This is a genomic window from Nocardia asteroides (assembly GCF_900637185.1).
In the GTDB taxonomy this organism is placed as follows: Bacteria; Actinomycetota; Actinomycetes; order Mycobacteriales; family Mycobacteriaceae; genus Nocardia; species Nocardia asteroides.
Genome location: NZ_LR134352.1, coordinates 4,291,685 through 4,309,279, shown reverse-complemented (window position 1 = coordinate 4,309,279; position 17,595 = coordinate 4,291,685). Strand labels below are relative to the sequence as shown.

Sequence of the window (17,595 nt, the reverse complement as noted above, 5' to 3'; positions counted from 1 at the left end):
GGGGTCAGGCGGGGGCGAAGGCGCGCAGGACCGCCTCGACGAGGGCGTCGGCGAAGTCGTCGTCGAGGGGGCCGCTGCGTTGCAGCCAGCGGTGGGTCAGTGGGCCGTAGAGCAGGTCGACGACCAGGTCGAGGTCGGCGTCGGCGCGCAGTTGGCCTGCCTGTTGGGCGCTGCGCAGGCGGCGCTTCTTGGCCTCGCGCAGGGGCAGTTCCATGCGTTCGCGGTAGGTCTCGGCGAGGGCGGCGTCGTTGACGATCTCGGTGGTCAGGGCGCGGATCGGGCCCGCGAAGGCGGGGTCGGCGAATTCGGTGGCGGTGGCGCGCAGGACGGTGCGCAGGTCGGTGGTGATGTCGCCGGTGTCGGGCAGTTCGATGCCGCCGTGGTCGGGGTGTTCGCTGGCGGCGAGCAGGGCGTCGAAGACGACGGCGCCTTTGGACGGCCACCACCGGTAGATGGTCTGCTTGCCGACGCCGGCGCGGGCGGCGATCGCCTCGATGGTGAGTTTGGCGTAGTCGGTCTCGCCGATGAGTTCGCGGGTGGCGGTGAGGATCGCGACGCGGGACCGTTCGCTGCGGCGGGTGCCGTCGGGGGTGGTGCGTGCCATGGGACGAGTCTAGCGAACTGGAACGGCACGTCTCGTCTTGACGGCGTCAGTGCGTGACGGCGTCGACCGGGACGGTGGCCGGCATGGGAAGCGGGCCGGTGGTCCGGCCGTTGAGGACGGTCCGGTTGGTGACGGCGTTGCGGGTGGCGCCGCGGATCTCGTGCACGAGGTCGGCGAGTACGGCGGGTGTGTCGGCGGGATGGTGGCGCAGTGCGCCGGCGACCAGGCCGACGGCGAGTCCGGGGGTGTGCAGGTCGGCGGGGTGATGGGTGCGGGAGAAGATGCCGGTGGTGATGCGGGCCAGTTCGGGGTCGCCGGTGGCGCGCCGGTACAGCTCGATCTCCAAGGGGCGCATGGCTTCTCCGCGCGCCAGGCGGTTGGTCCAGTGGAAGATGGCGCGGCATTCGACGACGCGCCGGTGTTCCCACTCCCGCAGGGCGCGATCGAGGGCGGCGGGGTCGTCGAGGCAGGCGGCGATCGTCTCGCCGAGTAGTCGGCCGTAGTGCAGGGCGTCGCGGATGCCCTGGGCGGTGACGGGGTCCTTGAAATGTCCGGCGTCGCCGGGCAGTGCCCAGCCGGGTCCGGCCGAGCGGCGGAAATAGGAGGCGATGCCGGTCGCGGCGCGGACCCGGCCGACGCGTTCGCAGCCCGCCAGCCGGGTGGACAGCGCGGGAATCCGCTGGAGTGCTTCGGTGTAGCGGCGCTCGGCCGCGCCGAGCCCGGAACGCCCCGGCGCCGCGGGCGGCTGGACGAGGCTCAGGATCAGGTTGTCGTCACAGGGGAACGCGGTGCCCAGGTCGGGGCCGTGGCGCCATTGCGCGGCGGTGTCGCGGGGGTGCTCGCCATTGTCGCGCCAGTAGGCGAAATAGCAGTCGCGCCCGCTGGGCACGGTGAGGAACGGCTGGTCGGCGCCGACCGCGCGGGCCACCGTGCTGCGGCGGCCGTCCGCGCCGACGACCACGCGCGCCCTGATCTCGGCGACGGTGCCCGTGCGGTCGGTGTAGCGCACGCCGGCGCAGCGGTCGCCGTCCCAGAGGACCGCGATCACCCGGCAGCGCTGGCGGATCTCGGCGCCCGCGGCGATCGCGGTGCGGACGAGGGCGTCGTCGAGTCCGGTGCGGCGGACACACAGGGCGTAGTCGATGCCGTCGACGGTGGGGAAGGTCGAGCCGATTCCGTAGCCGGCGCCTTCGGCGTAAGCGCGGGTCAGCCGGGGCGCGCCGAGCTGTTCGACGGCCTCCAGCGCGCCCAGGCGCCGGAGTTCGGCCACGCCCGCGGGCCAGAGCAGGTGGGTGGAGAGGGTGTCGGAGGGGAACGCGGCGGCGTCGAGGACGACGACTGTGCGGCCGGCTCGCGCCGCCGTCACCGCGGTCGCCGAGCCGGCGCAGCGGGCGCCGACGATGACGACGTCGGCCGACTCGGCCGAGGTGAGGGGGGATTCGAGCATGGGTACCGCCTCGGTCATCGAGTCTCGGACAGTGTGTCCGAGAAGATGATCCGGTGGGTGGTCGGCACTGTCAACCGCACGGGCGGGGGGTGTCGGTGCGGGCGGCTGCGCGGTTGCCGGTCCCGGACGGGCGGACGGGGGCACAATGGGCGGATGGTCGACGCATGTGTGCTCGCGGCCGCCCGGTCGAGGGGGTGCCGATGCCGTCGCTGACCCGTGTCCCGCGTTCGGCGCGGACCCCGCCCGAGGACCGTCGTGCCGAGTTCGAGCGGCGGGTGCTGCACGCGGTGGAGGAGCTGCTGTCGCAGGGCACGCCGTTCACCGAGCTGGCGGTGCAGCGCATCGCGGCGGCCTCGGGAGCGGCGAGGTCCACCTTCTACCGGTATTTCCCGGACAAGAGCAGTCTGCTGATCCGGTTGGGGGAGCTGGCGACCGCCGAGCTGTTCGCCGCGGCCGAACGCTGGTGGAGTGCCGAGCGCACCGATCGTCAGGCCGGGGTGGTACAGGCGGCGGCCGCGATGATCGAGGGTGTGCGGGCGCATCGGTTCCTGCTGGTGGCGTTGAGCGAGGTCGCCGCCTACGACCGGGAGGTGGGTGCGTATTGGCGGGCCAGGGTCGCGGCGTTCACCGAGGTCGTGACGGCGCGGCTGGCGGCCGAGCGGGCGGCGGGAAGTGTTGCGCCGCAGCTCGATCCGCGGTCGACCGCGGTGATTCTGACCGCGATGGTGGAGCGGACGACGGCGTACGCGGTGGCGGGGGAGACCGGGATCGATGACGCGGACCTGGCCGAGGGCCTGGGCCGCGCCATCTGGCTGGTCGTCTACGGCGACGCGCCGTGATCCGGGCTCGCCGTCAGCGGCGGGCGTGTTCGGGGGCGAAGGAGGTGAGTCCCACGTCCCGGTAGCGGTCCACCAGCTTGCGGTATTTGCGCCGGTTGCGGGCCATCGGCGAGTCGGTGACGGCGGCGGGCAGCCGGTCGAACGTCACCCGCAGGATCGCGGTGACGGCGTCGAATTCGCGGTCGTGGCGGCGGGTCCAGGTGTAGGGCATGCGGGCGCGCACGGCGGGGTGCATGATGCCGATGCCGAGCACGAGCACCAGGTGGCTGATCAGGGGTGAGCCCAGGCGCCACATCGGTCCGGCCACGGCGGGCAGGAAGTGCGGCAGCGGGGAGTGGCGGACCGAGTCGACCGCGGCGGTCAGTGCCGGTGTCACGTGGAGTTCTTCGGTGGCCATGCGTTCGTAGTGGGCGACCAGTGCGGGGTAGTCCGCGATCGGCGCCGAGTTGCCGGGCAGGTGCAGGCCGCGGGTCTTGTGCCGGTAGTGGTCCCAGATGGCCTGGTTCTCGGCGGGCGTGGGTTCGGTGCCGGTGAGGGCGACGTAAGCGCCGCGCTGGACGAAGAACGTGGAGTACAGGATCCAGTTCCAGGCCTGCGGGTTGAGCGCGGAGTAGCGCTGTCCGTCGGGTCCGATGCCTTTGACGTCGCGGTGCAGCAGCATCAGGCGTTCGGCTTCGGTGGCGGCGTCGGGTTCTTCGCCGTGGTAGATGAGCTGGTCGGCGGCGGCGGTGCGCAGGGCGCGTTCCCACGGCTGGTTGCGCGAGCGGCCGGTGGCTTCCAGGGCGGCGGAGACCGGCGGGAGCATGGGCTGGTCGAACAGGCCCACCGCGAACAGGCCGAACAGGACCGATCCGCCGACGCGTTCGAAGCGGGCGACCGCGTCGGAAACGTGTTCGGTAGTGGGGATTTCCGTGGTGTGGAGCACGGGGCAGGTCATCGGGAACTCCTTTGTTCCAGCGTGCAGGCGTCGCACCGGGTCGTCGTCGAGCGATATTCTGGTGTCGTGCGACTCCAGAATATCGTGTGGTGTCAGAGTGCACCAGAATGAAGTGATGGTCAAGACGACGGGTGAGCCCGGCGAGAACCCCGCCACGCCACGGGCCTACGCGGGCGTGGCCGCCGAGGAGCGCCGCGCCCGCCGGCGCGGCGCCCTGTTCGAGGCGGCGCTGGACCTGCTGGCCGAGGGCGGCGCGCCGGCGGTCACCAAGCGGGCGGTCTGCGCGCGGGCCCGGCTCAACGATCGCTACTTCTACGAGCAGTTCGCCGACCGCGACGCCCTGCTCTCGGAACTGCTCGACGAGCTCACCACCGAGGGCATCGCGGCGGTCATCACCGCGACCAGGGCCGCCGAACCCGACCTGCACAGCCAGGTGCGGGCCGCCGCCGACGCCGCGCTCGGATTCCTGATCGCCGACCCGCGCAGGCACGCGGTGCTGCTCAATGCGCACAGCACCGAGGCGCTGCAGGCGGCGCGGCTGTCGACCCAGCACGCCATCGCCGCCTCGGTGGCCTCGGTGGGCCAGGAGATCCTGCCGGAATCGCCGACCGACGCGCGGGATCTGTCCATGGCCGCCTATGTCGTGGTGAGTGGGACTCTCGAGCTGGTGGCGGCCTGGATGCGCGGGGAATTCGACACCACCCGTGAGCATCTCACCGACATCATCGCCGGGCAGCTGCTGCAGATCCGCAACCCCGACATCGCGCGCCTGGCACCGGGCGAGCGGACCTAGCGGCCGATCCAGTCCCGCCAGCCGTGCGCGAGCACGAGCTCGGCCAGGCGCTGGTAGCCGCCCGCCTCGGGGTGGGCGCCGTCGCCGGCCAGGGCCTCGGCACGCCAGCTCGGGTCGGTCGACAGTGCCGTGGTCACCGGGACGAACGGGACCGATCGCGCCTGACACAGCGCCGCCAGCCGCTGTGCGAGTGCGGTGGTCCGGTCCAGGTGCGGTGCGCCCGCGTCGACGACGGGCGGCGGGCCCACGACGAGCACCGCGATGTCGCGGCGGCTCGCCTGGTCCAGGATCGAGGTCAGGTTGGCGATGGTGCGGTCGGGGTCCACGCGCACCACGCCGTCCTCCTCGACGGCGTCGTTGCTGCCGAACGACAGCACCAGCCGGTGGTCGGCCCCGGTCATGGTGCGCGGCTCGATCTCGTTCCAGCAGCGGCGCTGTACGTCGTCGGAGGTGTTGCGGCGGATGCCGAGGTTGAACGCGGTGATCGACGGACCGGAGGCGGCCAGTACCCGCCCGGGCCAGCCGCGGTACTCGGGGTCGCCGATGCCCTGGACGAAGGAGTCGCCGAGGAAGAAGATTCGCAGATCTGCACTCACGCCCGCGACATTACGAGGTCGGTCCGGGCGTGATCGTCACGGTGCGGCGATGCGGGCGGCGGCGAAAACGGTGGCGGCGCGGCGTTTCGCGAGCTGTTCGGTGTCGCCGCGTTCGGCCGCGAACCGGGCCTGCATGGCATTGGTGCGGGTCAGGTCCGAGAGCATGCGCAGGAGCATGACGGGCGGTACGGCGGTGGTGAGCAGCCCTTCGCGCTGACCGCGGCGCAGTTCGGTGAGTTTGGCGTCGATGGTGCGGCGCAGGACCGGGCCGATGTGGTCGCCCTCGGGTTCGAGGTCGGCCCAGGCCTGCAGGCGGGCATTGTCGGGGTGGGCGACGAAGTGGTCGAACAGGCGGCCGACGTAGCCGGGGACGTCGTCGGCGCGCAGCGCGGTCTCGGCGGCGGTTTCGCTGGTCCAGCGCTCGGTCACGGCCACGTAGAGCTCGAATTTGCCCGGAAAGTAGGCGTAGAGGCGGTCTTTGCTGGCGTTGGCCGCGGCCGCGATCCGGTTGATCCGGGCGCCCGCGATGCCGAACTCGGAGAATTCCGCCTTCGCCGCGGCCAGGATCCGTTCCCTGGTCGCCTCACCTGCCGCACGCATGGCCGCATGGTACCCCTTGCCGAACCAACTGGTTCGGAACTATCGTCCGTTCCAGAACCAAGCGGTTCTGGATTCGGCGAGACGAGGACACGATGGGCGCGGACAAGCCACGCTGGCAGCAACTGCGGGAACAGACCGACGGTGTCGCCACCGCCGAACTCGACGATCTGTGGACCCGGCTACGCCCGGCGCGCGCCGAGGACATCCTGGGGCAGTGGCGCGGTGACGCGTTCCAGACCGGGCACCCGCTGTGCCGGGCACTGCCGGCGAGCCGCTGGTACGGCAAGACCTTCCATGCCGTGGACGACGCGAAACCGCTGATCTGCCGCGCCGAGGACGGCACCCTGTTCTCGAATGTCGAACTGGGACAGGGTGAGGCGACGCTGTGGAACATCGAGTTCCGCGGCGAGGTCACCGCGACCATGGTCTACGACGGCCGCGCGGTGTTCGACCACTTCAAATGGCTCGACGACAACACCCTGATGGGCATCATGAACGGGCGCGCCGAGCTGGTGCTCTCGCGCGGCGAGCACTTCTACTTCCTGCTGGAACGGGTGTCCTGATGCGCACCACGGCGGTCCTGTCCCGCGATCCGGCGGCGGGTTTCTCGGTCGAACCGGTCGAGATCGATGAACCGCGCGGCGGGGAGATCCTGGTGCGCGTCGCCGCGGCCGGGGTCTGCCACACCGACCTGGTGAGCAGGCGCGCGGGGGCGGCCGACCGGCCGATCCTGCTCGGGCACGAGGGCGCCGGTGTCGTGGCAGCGGTCGGGCCCGGTGTGACGTCGGTGCGCCCGGGTGATCACGTGGTGCTCACCTTCCGGCACTGCGGCGCGTGCCCGGCTTGCGCGGACGGGCGCCCGGCCTACTGCCGCCGGTCGGTGGCGCTCAACCAATTCGGGCGCCGCGCCCATGTGGGGGCCCGCGTGTCGAGCGCGGGCACGCCGGTGCTGGACGGGTTCTTCGGCCAGTCGAGTTTCGCCGGGTACGCGCTGAGCACCGAGGACAACACCGTCGTGGTGGACCCGGCGATCGACGCGGCGCTGGCGGCGCCGTTCGGCTGTGGCTTCCAGACCGGGGCCGGTGCGGTGCTCAACGTTCTGCGGCCCACCGCAGGGGCTTGGCTGGCGGTCTACGGCGCGGGCGCGGTCGGCATGGCCGCGCTGCTGGCGGCGCGCACCGTCGACGGTGTGCGGGTGGCGGTCGTGGAAACCTCGGCCACGCGCCGCGAACTCGCGCTCGACCTGGGCGCCGAAGCCGCCTTCGATCCCGCCGACGGACCCACCGCGGCGCGGCTGCTCGAGCTCACCGGTGACGGGGTGGCCCACGCCGTCGACACCACGGGGGTGCCCGCGGTGCTCGGTGACGCGGTCGCGGCGCTGGCCACCGGCGCCACCGTGGTCGCGGTGGGTCTGGGCGCGGGTACCCCGCCGGTCGACCTCGCCGACCTGGTCTTGCGCGGCAAGACGATTCGCGGTTGTCTCGAAGGTGACAGCGTGCCCGCGGAGTTCATTCCGCGCCTGCTCGATCTGCACGCGCAAGGCCGGTTCCCGGTGGAGCGGCTCGTCGGGCGGTATCCGCATACCGAGATCGAGGCCGCGCTGGCCGATCAGCGGGCGGGCCGGGTGGTGAAACCGGTGCTGACATGGTGACCGAACGGGGATGTGACGCATGACGATCCTGGACAGCGACCTCATGATGCCCGAGGCCGACCTCGCGCCGATGGCGCCGAGTGCCCTCGCCGCCCGCGCCGAGCGGATGCTCGTGGTGCTCAACGCCGCGCGCGAGGCGTTCGTGGCGCACGGCTATCACGGCGCGAGCATGGACCAGATCGGGTTGCGCGCCGGCATGAGCAAACCGGTGCTCTACACCCTCTACGCCAACAAGCTGGATCTGTATCTGGCTGTCCTGCAACATCATCTGGACCGGATGGTCGGTGGGGTGCGGGCGGCGCTGGAGGGGGCGACCGGTCAGGAGGACAAGGTCCGGCGCGCGGTCGGAGCGTATTTCGACTTCGTCGACGAGGACCCCGACGGGCATGTGCTGGTGTTCGAGTCACCGGTGCCGAGCGAACCCAGCGTGCGCTGGCGGGCCCGGCACGCCTTCGGCAAGTTCGCGGCGCTGATCAGCGCGGAGCTGCGGGCGGCGGGCATGGACGACGCGCGCGCGTTCACCTGCGCCTTCGGCGTGGTGGGGGCCAGTCATCTCGCGGCGCGGCAGTGGCTGGACGCGGGCCGCCCGATTCCCAAGCGCGAGGTCGTGGCGACCACGGTCGCGCTGTGCTGGCACGGGCTGTCCGGGATCGGCTGAGCCGGTTCAGCCGACGACGGCGGGCAGGGGACTGCCGTCGAGGAGCTGCTCGCCGGGCAGGCGGCCGACCAGGACGGCGAGGGCGCGTTTCCAGCGGCGCACCACGGCTTCGCGTTCGCCGGTGACGCCGGTGAGCATGGCCGTCATCGACAGGCCGGTCAGCAGGTCGATGGTGAATTCGACGAGGACCTCGGCGCGGGGGTCGGAGGCGTACGGTTCGCCGAGGACCGCCAGGTAGAGCGCGCGCATCTCGGCGAAGACGCGGCGTTCCTCCTCGACGAGGCGTTCGCGGAGTTCGGCGTCGGTGCGCGCGGCCACCCACAGGTCCAGCGCGGTGAAGAAGTCGGGGCTGTTCAGGTCGCGCCAGGCCAGGTCGACGACGGCTTGGAGCCGGTCGTGGCCCGGTGGCAGCAGTTCGGCTTCGCGCCGGAACTGCTCGAGGCGCCGGTCGACGACCGCGGTGGTGGCCGCGATGAGCAGTTCGGAGCGGGTGGGGAAGTGGTGCTGCACGGTGCCTCTGGCCAGGCCGGCGCGTTCCTGGACGGCGCTGACGGTGGTGGCCGCGTAGCCGCGTTCGAGCAGGCATTCGGCCGTGCAGGCGAGGATGAGCGCGCGGGTGGAGGCCCGGCGTTCGGCCTGGGTGCGGCGCGGTGGTTGCACAGTCACCCGAGAAATCGTACGCCGTGACGGTATCAATCGGCGAGTGCGCCATGAATTGCCCTGCGATTGCCTATTGACGCAGTGGCAATGAGCTGGTGCAATCAAGAAACCGTACGCAGTAACTGTTTCTTACGAATGTTCTCACGACTGAAGGGCTGCGATGACGCAGATCTCTCATGTCCGCCGGGGTGCCGGCTCGCCGATCGTGCTCGTGCACGGCCTCGGCAGTCGCTGGCAGATCTTCGCGCCGATCATCGACCTGCTGGCCACACAGTACGAGGTGATCGCCGTCGACCTGCCCGGATTCGGCGCATCCCCGGCGCAACCCGGGTTACGGCCCGGCCCCCGCGGCTACGCCGACTGGCTCACCGGCTGGCTGGAGACCAACGACATCCAGGCCCCGCACGTCGTCGGCAGCTCCATGGGCGGCGGCATCGCGCTCGAGCTCGGCCGCACCGGCGTGGCGAGCGCGGTGACCGCGTTCTCACCGGTCGGCTTCTACGGGCAACCCGGGCTGCGCTGGGTCCAGGGCTCGCTGACCGCGATGCGCGCGGTCGCCCGGGTCGCCGGCCCGGCCCTGGACCGCGCGGTCGAGCACCCCGCGGGACGGACCGCGCTGCTGTCGGTCATGTTCGGCAAGCCCGCGCAGGTCACCCCGCAGGCCGCGCGCGTCGACCTGGCCGGACTGGCCGGAGCCACCAGCTTCGCCGACGCCCGCGACGACTTCGCCACCTACGTCCTGGCCCCCGGCGACGACCCGGGCGCACTGCCGCGGATCCCGGTGACCGTGGCCTGGGGCACCCGCGACCTGGTGCTGACCCACCGAACCCAGAGCGCGCGAGCCCGCGCGGTCCTGCCGTTCGCCCACCACCTCGACCTGCCCGGCTGCGGGCACCTCCCGTTCAGCGACGCCCCGGACCTGTGCGTGCGGACCATCCTCGACACCCGGAGAGTTTCATGACACCTTCGATCGCGGTCATCGGCAGTGGTTTCGGCGGTCTGGCCGCCGTGATCGCCTTGAAGAAGCGCGGATTCGACGACATCGTCGTGTTCGAGAAGGCCGACGACGTCGGCGGGGTGTGGCGGGAGAACACCTACCCCGGCGCCGCCTGCGACGTGCCCTCGCCGTTCTACTCCTACTCCTTCGAACCCAATCCGCGCTGGCCACACCGGTTCTCGCGGCAGCCGGTGATCCTGGACTACATCCGCCACGTCGCCGACAAATACGACGTGCGCAGGCACATCCGCTTCGGCACCGAGGTCACCGGCGCGGCGTTCGACGACACCACCGGCAGGTGGACCGTGCGCCTGGACTCGGGAGAGTCCGTGCAGGTCGACGTGCTCGTACCCGCGGTCGGCCAGCTGTCGCGGCCCGCCCTGCCCGACATCGAGGGCCGCGACAGCTTCGCCGGGCCCTGCTTCCATTCCGCGCAGTGGAACCACGACATCGACCTGACCGGCAAACGCGTCGCGGTCATCGGCACCGGGGCCAGCGCGGTCCAGTTCGTGCCCGAGATCCAGCCCGTGGTCGGGTCGATGACGGTGTTCCAGCGTTCGGCGCCCTACATCGTGCCCCGCCCGGACCGGGAATTCGGGCCGCTGCACCACAAGGCGTTCGAGAAGCTGCCGGTGACCGAACTGGCCGAGCGCGGCACCTGGTACGGCGTGGTCGAAGGCCTCAGCCTGGCCTGGGTCTACGCCAAACCGCTGGCCGCCGCGATCAAGGCGGTCGCCAAGCGGCACATGCGCAAACAGACCGCGGCCAAGCCGGGCCTGTTCGAGCAGGTGTGGCCGGACTATCCGATCGGCTGCAAGCGAATGCTGTTCTCCGACAACTACCTGCCCGCCTTGGCCGCCCCGAACGTCGAGGTGAGCACCGACAAGATCACCGAGATCACCCCGGCCGGGGTGCGGACCGCCGACGGGCGCGACCACGAGGTCGACGTGATCATCTGGGGTACCGGCTTCAAGACCACCGAGTTCCTGGCCCCGATGGACATCACCGGCGCCGCGGGCCTGCCCCTCACCCAGGAGTGGCGCGCGGGCGCGCACGCCTACTACGGCATCACGGTCCCGGGATTCCCGAACCTGTGCATCATGTACGGCCCCAACACCAACACCGGTGGCGGTTCGATCATCTACTTCCTCGAGGCGCAGGCCGATTACATCGCCGACTACGTCGCCCACCTCGCGGCCACGGGCGTCCCGATGGCGGTGCGGCCGGAGGTGGAACAGGCCTACGACACCCGCATCCAGGGCGAGCTGGCCGGCAGCGTGTGGAGCCGGTGCTCGTCGTGGTACCGGCAGGCCGACGGCCGCATCACCACCAACTGGCCGCTGCTGGGCATCCAATACAAGAAACAGGCGCGATTCGACGCCGCCGACTACGAGGTGATCTCCGCATGAGCGACTACGACTACGACGTGATCGTCATCGGCTCCGGGTTCGGTGGCAGCGTCACCGCGCTGCGCCTGACCGAGAAGGGCTACCGTGTGGGCGTCCTCGAATCCGGCAGGCGCTGGAATGTCGAGGACTACCCGAAGACCAACTGGAACATCCGCAAATCGATCTGGGCGCCGCGGCTGGGCCTGACCGGCCCGCAGCGGATCAGCGCGCTGGGCAAATGCCTGGTGTTCTCCGGCTCCGGTGTCGGCGGCGGCTCGCTGATCTACGGCAACACCCTCTACGAACCGCTGCCGGAGTTCTACACCGACCGTGCCTGGGCCCACATCACCGACTGGCGCGACGAACTCGCCCCCTACTACGACCAGGCCAAACGCATGCTGGGCGTGGTGGAGAACCCGCGACTGGGCCCCAAGGACGAGGTGCTGCTGCAGGTGGCGCGGGATCTGAAGGTGGCCGACACCTTCCACCGCACCCATGTCGGGGTGTTCTTCAACGAGGGCAGCGAGGGCGTCACCGTCGACGACCCCTACTTCGGTGGCGCCGGTCCACGTCGCGCCGGCTGCATCCACTGCTCGGAGTGCTTCACCGGCTGCAAGCACAACGCCAAGAACACCACCACGCTGAACTATCTGCACCTGGCCGAAAGCAAAGGCGCTCAGGTGCATCCGCTGACCACGGTCACCTCGGTGGAACCCGACGGGGGCGGCGGCTACCTGGTCCACACCCGGCAGTCCGACCATCCGCTGCGCAAACGCGCCCGCACCTTCACCGCCGAACAGGTGGTGTTCGCCGCGGCCGCGCTGGGCACCCAGAAGCTGCTGCACACCCTGCGTGGGGACGGCACCCTGCCGAACCTGTCGCCCCGGGTGGGGGAGCTGACCCGCAGCAACTCCGAGGCCATCGTCGGCGTGGTGAGCAAGTCGCGCACCGACTTCGCCCAGGGCGTGGCCATCACCTCTTCGATCCATCCCGAACCGCAGACCCACGTGGAGGTGTGTAGCTACGGCAAGGGCCAGAACGCGTTGTTCGTGCAGACCGTGCCGATGGTCGACGGCGGCGCCTTCCGGTTCCTGCGGCTGCTGCTGACGATCCTGCTGCATCCGCTGCTGTTCCTGCGGTCGCAGAACGCGCACCGCGCGTCCGAACGCGCGGTGATCCTGCTGATCATGCAGTCGCTGGACAACTCGCTGACCTCCTACCTCAAGGGACGCAGGCTGGTCACCAAACAGGGCACGGGCGAACCGAATCCGGAATGGATTCCGCTGGCCCACGATGTCGCGCGCCGCTTCGCCGGGCACTCCGACGGCGACACCGGCAATATCGCCACCGACATCTTCAACATCCCCGCCACCGCGCACTACATCGGCGGCTGCACCATCGGCGACTCCGGCGACACCGGTGTGATCGACCCCTACCAGCGGATCTACGGTCACCCCGGCCTGCACATCGCCGACGGCAGCGCCATCACCGCCAACCTCGGCGTCAACCCGTCGCTGACCATCACCGCCCAGGCCGAGCGCGCCATGGCGTTCTGGCCCAACAAGGGCGAGGCCGATCCGCGGCCGCCGCTGGGCTCGGCCTACGAGCGGGTCAGCCCCGTCGCGCCGGCCAGTCCCGCCGTCCCCGCCACCGCGCCCGGCGCGCTGCGCCTGCCCGCATGACCGCATCCGGAAAGGACCTGATGACCCCCACCGACCAGCTCGCCGCCCTCGGACCCGCGTGCGGCAGGCAGGACGCACTGGACCTGTTCGACAGCTTGGCGCCGGTGTCGCCGGACGAGCTCTCCGGCCGCTGGCACGGGCGCGAGCTCGCCACCGGACACGGCCTCGACGGACTGCTCGAGGCGTCGGGCTGGTACGGCAAACAGTTCGACGGACCCGACAGCGTGCATCCGCTGCTGTTCTGCGATCCGGCCGGGCAGATCTTCGCCGTCGACCCGAAGCGGGTGCCGCTCGGCATCGCCGACAAGGTGCCGCCGGGGCTGGTGGCCCGCGGGCGCGGGCTGCTCGGGGTGGCCAAGCCGATGCTGCGCACCCGCAAGTACCGGGCACGGTTGCGGCCGGTCGAACACCGCGGGGTGATGACGGCGGCGATGATCTACGACCATCTGCCGATCGTCGACGTGTTCCGGCGCGTCGACGCCGACACCGTGCTCGGCGTGATGGATTTCCGTGACCTGCCCGACCCCTATTTCTTCGTGCTCGCCCGCGACTGAGCGGACAGGGGGTGGTGGTTCGCCGCGATGAGGGGTAATCCTGAGATATGGAACCGCTCGTCGAAAGGACGGCAGGCGATGGCCACACACAGTGATCCGCACGTACACAGGTTCCCTGATACCGAACGCACGACCCGCGCCCACGCGGGAGAGTCCATTCTGGATTCCCTCAACTGGCCGGGACTGTTCCTGATCGGAGTCGGCGTCGTCTTCCTCGCCGCGACCCTCACGGCCGCGGGTTACGGGTTCGCCGGTTGGGCGGTGGTCGCAGGGGTGATCTGCGGTGTCTGCCTGCTGTCGGGAACGGCGATCGTGCTCGCCGAACATCGCCGGATCAAGATCGGCGAGGGACTGCACCTCAGTGATCCGGGCGGTCACTGAGGTGACCGGATAGTCCGGCTCCGGACGGCGGGCCCGCCCGGTGATGGCCGCTGCGCTAGGCGCGTCGGCCGTCGAGGGCGTCCAGAATGAGATCCAGGCCGTAGCCGAATTCGGCGCGATGGTCGTAGCCGGGGCGCAGGGCGTGGTCGACGATCAGCTCGGTGAGATAGGGCAGTTCGCCGGTGGGCAGCTCGGCCAGGATGTCGCCGGCGACCTGTTCGACCTCGGCGGGGGTGGTCACCGGCAGGTTCGCCTCCTGCAGGACATAGCCGCCGATGTAGCTGTCGATCAGCGAGACCGCGTGCGCGGCCATCGGCAGCGAGAAGCCCGCGCGGCGCAGGACGCCCAGCACGGCGTCGTGGTGGCGCAGGGTGGCGGGGCCGGGGTGGCGGCGTGAGTCCATCAGGCCCAGCGCCCAGCTGTGCCGGGCCAGCACCGTGTGGGCCGAGCGCGCCCTGAACCGGATCGCGTCGCGCCAGTCGGGGCAGTCGGGCGGGGGGAGTTCGATGGCGGCGAAGACCGCGTCGACCACGCCGTCGAGGATGGCGTCCTTGTTCGGCACGTGATGGTAGAGCGACATCGCCTCCACGCCCAGCTCCTGCGCGACCCGGCGCATGGTGATGGCGTCGGCGCCGCCGCGGTCGGCGACGCGGACGGCGGCGTCGAGGACACGCGCACGGCTCAGGGGCGGTCGGGTGGTCACGGCAGCTCCGGGATCGAGGTCGGGTGTTGACAACCTTACATGCGTAAGCCAGCCTTACAGGTGTAAGAGTCGAGCGAAGGAGGCCCCGATGCCGATGCCACGGTGGTGGGGACACATCAACAAGCGGGTGTTCAACCCGCGCGCGATCCGGGGCGGGAAATGGCCGGTGCTCACCCACGTCGGCCGCCGCTCCGGCACGACCTACCAAACGCCGCTGGACGCCTATCCGGTCGAGGGCGGCTACCTGTTCGTGCTCGTCTACGGCGCGCGCTGCGACTGGGCGCGCAATGTCCTGGCCACGGGCCGCGCCCGGCTCCGCGTGGACGGGACGGACCTGGAACTCACCGCGCCGCGGATCGTCGACGAGGCCGAGGCGTTCCGGGTGCTGGCCGACGAGGTGAGCAGGCCGCCGAAGCTGCTGCGGATCACCGAGTTCCTGCGCATGGACCTGGCCGTGAACCGCTGACCTGCCCGGCGCCCGCACCGCCCGTATGATCGCCGCCATGAGCGGTCAGCCGAGCACCACCCGGATCCTGGGCCTCCTCGGTGGCGTCGCGGTCATCCTGCTCCTGACCAACTGGAGCCCGATGCGCGCCGTCGCCTACGCGGTGATCTGGTCCGTCGCGGCGGTGGTGCTCGTCCTGCGCGACCGCCGCCGGTCCACGGACGCCGTTGCGCCGGAACAGGACCCGGCACCCGGCCCGTAGTAATCCCCGGAGCCGTCCACGCAATCGTGTGGACTCGGTGAACCGGCTTCCCTAGGATCGTCGGATCGTGTCCGGGCAGTGGGGGTAGTCGTCGTGTCAGCCGTACTCAGGGGTTCGAGCTGGGTTCTGTCGTTCGTTCCGTTGCTCTCGCTCGGGCTGCTGACCTGGCCGCTGTTCGCGGTGCTGGCGATCACGACACGCTCGCGGCCACTGGCCGGCGCCGCCCTCGGGTATCTCGCCGTGTTCTGCCTGGAAATCTGGGCGATCGGGCCGGACCACGGCTGGGCGTTCGACCTCTGCTGGCTGGTGCTCATGCTCGGCGGCACCGTGCACGCGGTCACGGTGCGGCGCCGATGGTTTCGCCGGGCCTGGGTGGTCGACGAGCCGAGGGCGGCGGGGGAGCCGGAGGTGGTGCCCGCCTCGACCGAGCGGGTGGAGTACGCGCTGGTCGGGACCGCGCCGGAACCGGCGGGCGAGCCGGTCCAGCGGCTGCTCGACGAGATCGACGCCCTTGTCGACGAGAGTCTGCGCGACGGTGAGCCCGCCGCCGGCCACTACTTCGGCGACCCGGACTATCCGGACTGCCCCAACCCCTATTGCGACGAGTCCTGGCACGGTCTGGCCATCACCGAACGCATGTCGCAGATGCGCGCCTACGGCGAAGTCGACCTCGACTACGACTACCACGTCGACGACAGCCCGGTGCTGTGCCCGGGATCGACCTTCGACGGTGGCTGGGAACCGGTGCAGGCCGAGGCGATCGCGGCCTGGTGGGACGCCGAACGCCCGGTCGCGCCGATCTCCGCGCCCCCACCGGACCCACAGCCCGACCCGCTCGCCGAGGCCAGGGAGCGGGCGGGCCGACTCTGGGCGGCCGTCGCGCGGCCGGCGGTGCTGATCGTGGTGAGCAGCTGGCTGCTCACCCTGGCGTCGATGTTCCTGACGGCAGCGCACTGGCGCTGGCCGGCCGTCGGCGTCGGTGTCGTGGCGCCGATGTGGCTGGGCTGGCTGTACGGCCGCCGCGATCACCTGTTTCCCGCCGGGTACCTGCGTGCCAGGTTGCGGGCACGACCGGCCGCGCTCGTCGCCGTCTTCGGCATGGTGTGCGCGGGCTGGCTGCCGCTGCACTGGGCCCGGAATCCGCCCGTCGAGGCCGCCACCGGCTACCGGGTCCTGCTCGTCGCGTGCGCGCTGGCCTGTGTCGGTCACGCGGTCGTGCAGATCGCCCGGGTGCGGCCGGTCGCGGGCGAATCACCGGACGAAGCCGCCGAACTCGATGCGATGGAGCACGGCGAGAGCCTGTTCCTGCGTGGTTTCGGCTGGATGCTGTTCGGGCTGCCCGTCACCCTGCTGTTCGGCTGGATCCTGGGCTACTGGGCGTATCAGCCGCGCGCGATGTGGGTCGCGGTCGCCCTGCTGACCATCCTCATCCTGACCTTCTTCGCCGAAGCGCTCACGGTGAAGATCTGGACCGGCGCCCGCGACGACGGCGACCTGCCGATGATCACCTTCTTCACCGTCGCCGTCACCGCCCTGCTGATCTGGTCGGTCCTGCGTATCGAATCGGCCGCCTTCGCCCCCTGATTCAGGCGGCGCCGTGAGAGAACAGATCACCCAGGCCACAGGGCGGCCGGCGGTGCTCGCGCACGCCGGTCGCGGCGCGGTGAACTCAGGCCAGGCTCGCCAGCAGTGCGGGCAGGGCGGTGCCGATGGGTTCGCGGATCACCTCGTCGGCGAGGTCGTCGTAGGGGGTGGGTTCGCCGTTGACGATGATCAGGCGGGCGCCGTGTTCGGCGGCCACGCCGGCCAGCGACGCGGCGGGCTGGACCTGCAGGCTCGTGCCGACCGCGACGAACACGGTGCAGGCCTGCGCGATCGTCAGCGCCTGGCTCAGCACCTCGGCGTCGAGTGCCTGGCCGAACATGACGGTGGCGGTCTTGAGGATGCCGCCGCAGCGCAGGCAGGCCGGATCGTCCTCGCCCGCCGCGATCCGCTCCAGCGCGGCCTCGGTGGTGCTGCGGTCCGCGCACGCGGTGCACACCACCGTCCGGGCATTGCCGTGCAGTTCGAGCACCTTGCGTTCGGGCAGGCCCGCGGCCTGATGCAGGCCGTCGACGTTCTGGGTGATGACCCGGACCGCGGCGCCGCGCGTGGCCAGGTCGGTGACGGCCCGGTGGGCGGCGTTGGGCTGGGCCAGCCAGGCCGGGTGTTCGCCGCGCAGCAGCCACGATCGGCGGCGGATGTCGGGGTCGTTCATGTAGTAGTCGTAGGTGACCAGTTTCTGGGCGTCGGGATCGCGCTGCCACAGGCCGGCGGGGCCGCGGTAGTCGGGAATCCCGCTGTCGGTGGAGATCCCGGCGCCGGACAGGATCGCCACGAGAGGTCGGCTGGTCATGGC

21 protein-coding genes are annotated in these 17,595 nt (G+C 71.0%); 13 read left to right on the top strand and 8 right to left on the bottom strand.

Annotation, left to right across the window (positions count from 1 at the left end; translation table 11 throughout):
• Positions 1 to 4 precede the first annotated feature (4 nt).
• Both EL493_RS20175 and EL493_RS20170 read right to left on the bottom strand, forming a co-directional pair.
• Positions 5 to 604, bottom strand: coding sequence for a TetR/AcrR family transcriptional regulator (locus tag EL493_RS20175; protein WP_019047131.1), 600 nt, complete (start codon positions 602 to 604; stop codon positions 5 to 7).
• 46 nt (positions 605 to 650) lie between these two features.
• Positions 651 to 2,051 (bottom strand): NAD(P)/FAD-dependent oxidoreductase, encoded by a 1,401-nt coding sequence (locus tag EL493_RS20170; RefSeq protein WP_126405797.1) that lies wholly within the window; start codon positions 2,049 to 2,051, stop codon positions 651 to 653.
• A 200-nt stretch (positions 2,052 to 2,251) separates the two neighbouring features.
• Between EL493_RS20170 and EL493_RS20165 the strand changes: the two genes are divergently transcribed.
• Positions 2,252 to 2,890, top strand: coding sequence for a TetR/AcrR family transcriptional regulator (locus EL493_RS20165; protein WP_022566877.1), 639 nt, complete (start codon positions 2,252 to 2,254; stop codon positions 2,888 to 2,890).
• 13 nt (positions 2,891 to 2,903) lie between these two features.
• Here the strand turns inward: EL493_RS20165 and EL493_RS20160 are convergent, their stop codons facing one another.
• Positions 2,904 to 3,827: an oxygenase MpaB family protein gene (locus EL493_RS20160; RefSeq protein ID WP_019047128.1), complete on the bottom strand. Its 924-nt coding sequence runs from the start codon at positions 3,825 to 3,827 to the stop codon at positions 2,904 to 2,906.
• Between the two features lie 115 nt (positions 3,828 to 3,942).
• Between EL493_RS20160 and EL493_RS20155 the strand changes: the two genes are divergently transcribed.
• Positions 3,943 to 4,620, top strand: a complete 678-nt coding sequence (locus EL493_RS20155) for a TetR/AcrR family transcriptional regulator (protein ID WP_019047127.1) — start codon at positions 3,943 to 3,945, stop codon at positions 4,618 to 4,620.
• On the opposite strand, the gene EL493_RS20150 is transcribed toward EL493_RS20155, so the two are convergent.
• Together EL493_RS20150 and EL493_RS20145 are read right to left on the bottom strand one after the other, a co-directional pair.
• Entirely contained in the window at positions 4,617 to 5,216 is a 600-nt protein-coding gene (locus tag EL493_RS20150; protein ID WP_019047126.1) for a GDSL-type esterase/lipase family protein, read from the bottom strand. The two genes, EL493_RS20155 and EL493_RS20150, sit on opposite strands and share 4 nt — an antisense overlap.
• Before the next feature lie 36 nt (positions 5,217 to 5,252).
• Positions 5,253 to 5,816 carry a TetR/AcrR family transcriptional regulator gene (locus tag EL493_RS20145; RefSeq protein ID WP_019047125.1) on the bottom strand — a complete coding sequence of 188 codons (564 nt, stop codon included), beginning with the start codon at positions 5,814 to 5,816 and terminating at the stop codon, positions 5,253 to 5,255.
• Between the two features lie 92 nt (positions 5,817 to 5,908).
• On the opposite strand from EL493_RS20145, the gene EL493_RS20140 reads away from it, so the two are divergent.
• Genes EL493_RS20140 through EL493_RS20130 form a run of 3 tightly spaced genes read left to right on the top strand, consistent with a single transcriptional unit; the run spans position 5,909 to position 8,125 of the window.
• Positions 5,909 to 6,379: a DUF4334 domain-containing protein gene (locus tag EL493_RS20140; protein ID WP_019047124.1), complete on the top strand. Its 471-nt coding sequence runs from the start codon at positions 5,909 to 5,911 to the stop codon at positions 6,377 to 6,379.
• On the top strand, positions 6,379 to 7,467 hold the full coding sequence (locus EL493_RS20135) for an NAD(P)-dependent alcohol dehydrogenase (protein ID WP_019047123.1): 1,089 nt from the start codon (positions 6,379 to 6,381) through the stop codon (positions 7,465 to 7,467). Before EL493_RS20140 ends, EL493_RS20135 begins: the two co-directional genes overlap by 1 nt.
• A 19-nt stretch (positions 7,468 to 7,486) precedes the next feature.
• On the top strand, positions 7,487 to 8,125 hold the full coding sequence (locus EL493_RS20130; RefSeq protein ID WP_019047122.1) for a TetR/AcrR family transcriptional regulator: 639 nt from the start codon (positions 7,487 to 7,489) through the stop codon (positions 8,123 to 8,125).
• A gap of 6 nt (positions 8,126 to 8,131) precedes the next feature.
• Here the strand turns inward: EL493_RS20130 and EL493_RS20125 are convergent, their stop codons facing one another.
• Positions 8,132 to 8,791, bottom strand: a complete 660-nt coding sequence (locus EL493_RS20125; protein ID WP_019047121.1) for a TetR/AcrR family transcriptional regulator — start codon at positions 8,789 to 8,791, stop codon at positions 8,132 to 8,134.
• A gap of 154 nt (positions 8,792 to 8,945) precedes the next feature.
• Here EL493_RS20125 and EL493_RS20120 point away from each other — a divergent pair, with 154 nt between their 5' ends.
• The 5 genes from EL493_RS20120 to EL493_RS20100 all read left to right on the top strand — a co-directional run bounded on the left by EL493_RS20120 (position 8,946) and on the right by EL493_RS20100 (position 13,787).
• Positions 8,946 to 9,746, top strand: a complete 801-nt coding sequence (locus EL493_RS20120) for an alpha/beta fold hydrolase (RefSeq protein ID WP_019047120.1) — start codon at positions 8,946 to 8,948, stop codon at positions 9,744 to 9,746.
• Positions 9,743 to 11,191 (top strand): flavin-containing monooxygenase, encoded by a 1,449-nt coding sequence (locus tag EL493_RS20115; RefSeq protein WP_019047119.1) that lies wholly within the window; start codon positions 9,743 to 9,745, stop codon positions 11,189 to 11,191. Before EL493_RS20120 ends, EL493_RS20115 begins: the two co-directional genes overlap by 4 nt.
• Complete coding sequence (locus tag EL493_RS20110) at positions 11,188 to 12,852, top strand: GMC oxidoreductase (RefSeq protein WP_019047118.1); 1,665 nt, start codon at positions 11,188 to 11,190, stop codon at positions 12,850 to 12,852. The genes EL493_RS20115 and EL493_RS20110 overlap by 4 nt, the downstream gene beginning before the upstream one ends.
• Before the next feature lie 20 nt (positions 12,853 to 12,872).
• Positions 12,873 to 13,406 (top strand): DUF4334 domain-containing protein, encoded by a 534-nt coding sequence (locus EL493_RS20105; protein ID WP_019047117.1) that lies wholly within the window; start codon positions 12,873 to 12,875, stop codon positions 13,404 to 13,406.
• Positions 13,407 to 13,484: 78 nt separating this feature from the next.
• On the top strand, positions 13,485 to 13,787 hold the full coding sequence (locus EL493_RS20100) for an NfeD family protein (RefSeq protein ID WP_019047116.1): 303 nt from the start codon (positions 13,485 to 13,487) through the stop codon (positions 13,785 to 13,787).
• Between the two features lie 55 nt (positions 13,788 to 13,842).
• On the opposite strand, the gene EL493_RS20095 is transcribed toward EL493_RS20100, so the two are convergent.
• Entirely contained in the window at positions 13,843 to 14,490 is a 648-nt protein-coding gene (locus EL493_RS20095) for a TetR/AcrR family transcriptional regulator (RefSeq protein WP_019047115.1), read from the bottom strand.
• Between the two features lie 88 nt (positions 14,491 to 14,578).
• On the opposite strand from EL493_RS20095, the gene EL493_RS20090 reads away from it, so the two are divergent.
• The 3 genes from EL493_RS20090 (at position 14,579) to EL493_RS20080 (ending at position 16,781) form a co-directional block, all read left to right on the top strand.
• Entirely contained in the window at positions 14,579 to 14,956 is a 378-nt protein-coding gene (locus EL493_RS20090; protein ID WP_019047114.1) for a nitroreductase family deazaflavin-dependent oxidoreductase, read from the top strand.
• Positions 14,957 to 14,993: 37 nt separating this feature from the next.
• Complete coding sequence (locus EL493_RS20085; protein WP_126405792.1) at positions 14,994 to 15,197, top strand: hypothetical protein; 204 nt, start codon at positions 14,994 to 14,996, stop codon at positions 15,195 to 15,197.
• A 93-nt stretch (positions 15,198 to 15,290) separates the two neighbouring features.
• Positions 15,291 to 16,781: a hypothetical protein gene (locus tag EL493_RS20080; RefSeq protein WP_126405790.1), complete on the top strand. Its 1,491-nt coding sequence runs from the start codon at positions 15,291 to 15,293 to the stop codon at positions 16,779 to 16,781.
• A gap of 85 nt (positions 16,782 to 16,866) precedes the next feature.
• On the opposite strand, the gene EL493_RS20075 is transcribed toward EL493_RS20080, so the two are convergent.
• Entirely contained in the window at positions 16,867 to 17,592 is a 726-nt protein-coding gene (locus EL493_RS20075; protein WP_022566879.1) for an SIR2 family NAD-dependent protein deacylase, read from the bottom strand.
• Positions 17,593 to 17,595 lie beyond the last annotated feature (3 nt).

What these genes read in the sequence shown, in the direction of transcription:
- EL493_RS20175 (WP_019047131.1), bottom strand. Translation starts at nt 604, where the DNA reads ATGGCACGCACCACCCCCGACGGCACCCGCCGCAGCGAACGGTCCCGC.
- EL493_RS20170 (WP_126405797.1), bottom strand. Translation starts at nt 2,051, where the DNA reads ATGCTCGAATCCCCCCTCACCTCGGCCGAGTCGGCCGACGTCGTCATC.
- EL493_RS20165 (WP_022566877.1), top strand. Translation starts at nt 2,252, where the DNA reads ATGCCGTCGCTGACCCGTGTCCCGCGTTCGGCGCGGACCCCGCCCGAG.
- EL493_RS20160 (WP_019047128.1), bottom strand. Translation starts at nt 3,827, where the DNA reads ATGACCTGCCCCGTGCTCCACACCACGGAAATCCCCACTACCGAACAC.
- EL493_RS20155 (WP_019047127.1), top strand. Translation starts at nt 3,943, where the DNA reads ATGGTCAAGACGACGGGTGAGCCCGGCGAGAACCCCGCCACGCCACGG.
- EL493_RS20145 (WP_019047125.1), bottom strand. Translation starts at nt 5,816, where the DNA reads ATGCGTGCGGCAGGTGAGGCGACCAGGGAACGGATCCTGGCCGCGGCG.
- EL493_RS20140 (WP_019047124.1), top strand. Translation starts at nt 5,909, where the DNA reads ATGGGCGCGGACAAGCCACGCTGGCAGCAACTGCGGGAACAGACCGAC.
- EL493_RS20135 (WP_019047123.1), top strand. Translation starts at nt 6,379, where the DNA reads ATGCGCACCACGGCGGTCCTGTCCCGCGATCCGGCGGCGGGTTTCTCG.
- EL493_RS20130 (WP_019047122.1), top strand. Translation starts at nt 7,487, where the DNA reads ATGACGATCCTGGACAGCGACCTCATGATGCCCGAGGCCGACCTCGCG.
- EL493_RS20120 (WP_019047120.1), top strand. Translation starts at nt 8,946, where the DNA reads ATGACGCAGATCTCTCATGTCCGCCGGGGTGCCGGCTCGCCGATCGTG.
- EL493_RS20115 (WP_019047119.1), top strand. Translation starts at nt 9,743, where the DNA reads ATGACACCTTCGATCGCGGTCATCGGCAGTGGTTTCGGCGGTCTGGCC.
- EL493_RS20110 (WP_019047118.1), top strand. Translation starts at nt 11,188, where the DNA reads ATGAGCGACTACGACTACGACGTGATCGTCATCGGCTCCGGGTTCGGT.
- EL493_RS20105 (WP_019047117.1), top strand. Translation starts at nt 12,873, where the DNA reads ATGACCCCCACCGACCAGCTCGCCGCCCTCGGACCCGCGTGCGGCAGG.
- EL493_RS20100 (WP_019047116.1), top strand. Translation starts at nt 13,485, where the DNA reads ATGGCCACACACAGTGATCCGCACGTACACAGGTTCCCTGATACCGAA.
- EL493_RS20090 (WP_019047114.1), top strand. Translation starts at nt 14,579, where the DNA reads ATGCCGATGCCACGGTGGTGGGGACACATCAACAAGCGGGTGTTCAAC.
- EL493_RS20085 (WP_126405792.1), top strand. Translation starts at nt 14,994, where the DNA reads ATGAGCGGTCAGCCGAGCACCACCCGGATCCTGGGCCTCCTCGGTGGC.
- EL493_RS20075 (WP_022566879.1), bottom strand. Translation starts at nt 17,592, where the DNA reads ATGACCAGCCGACCTCTCGTGGCGATCCTGTCCGGCGCCGGGATCTCC.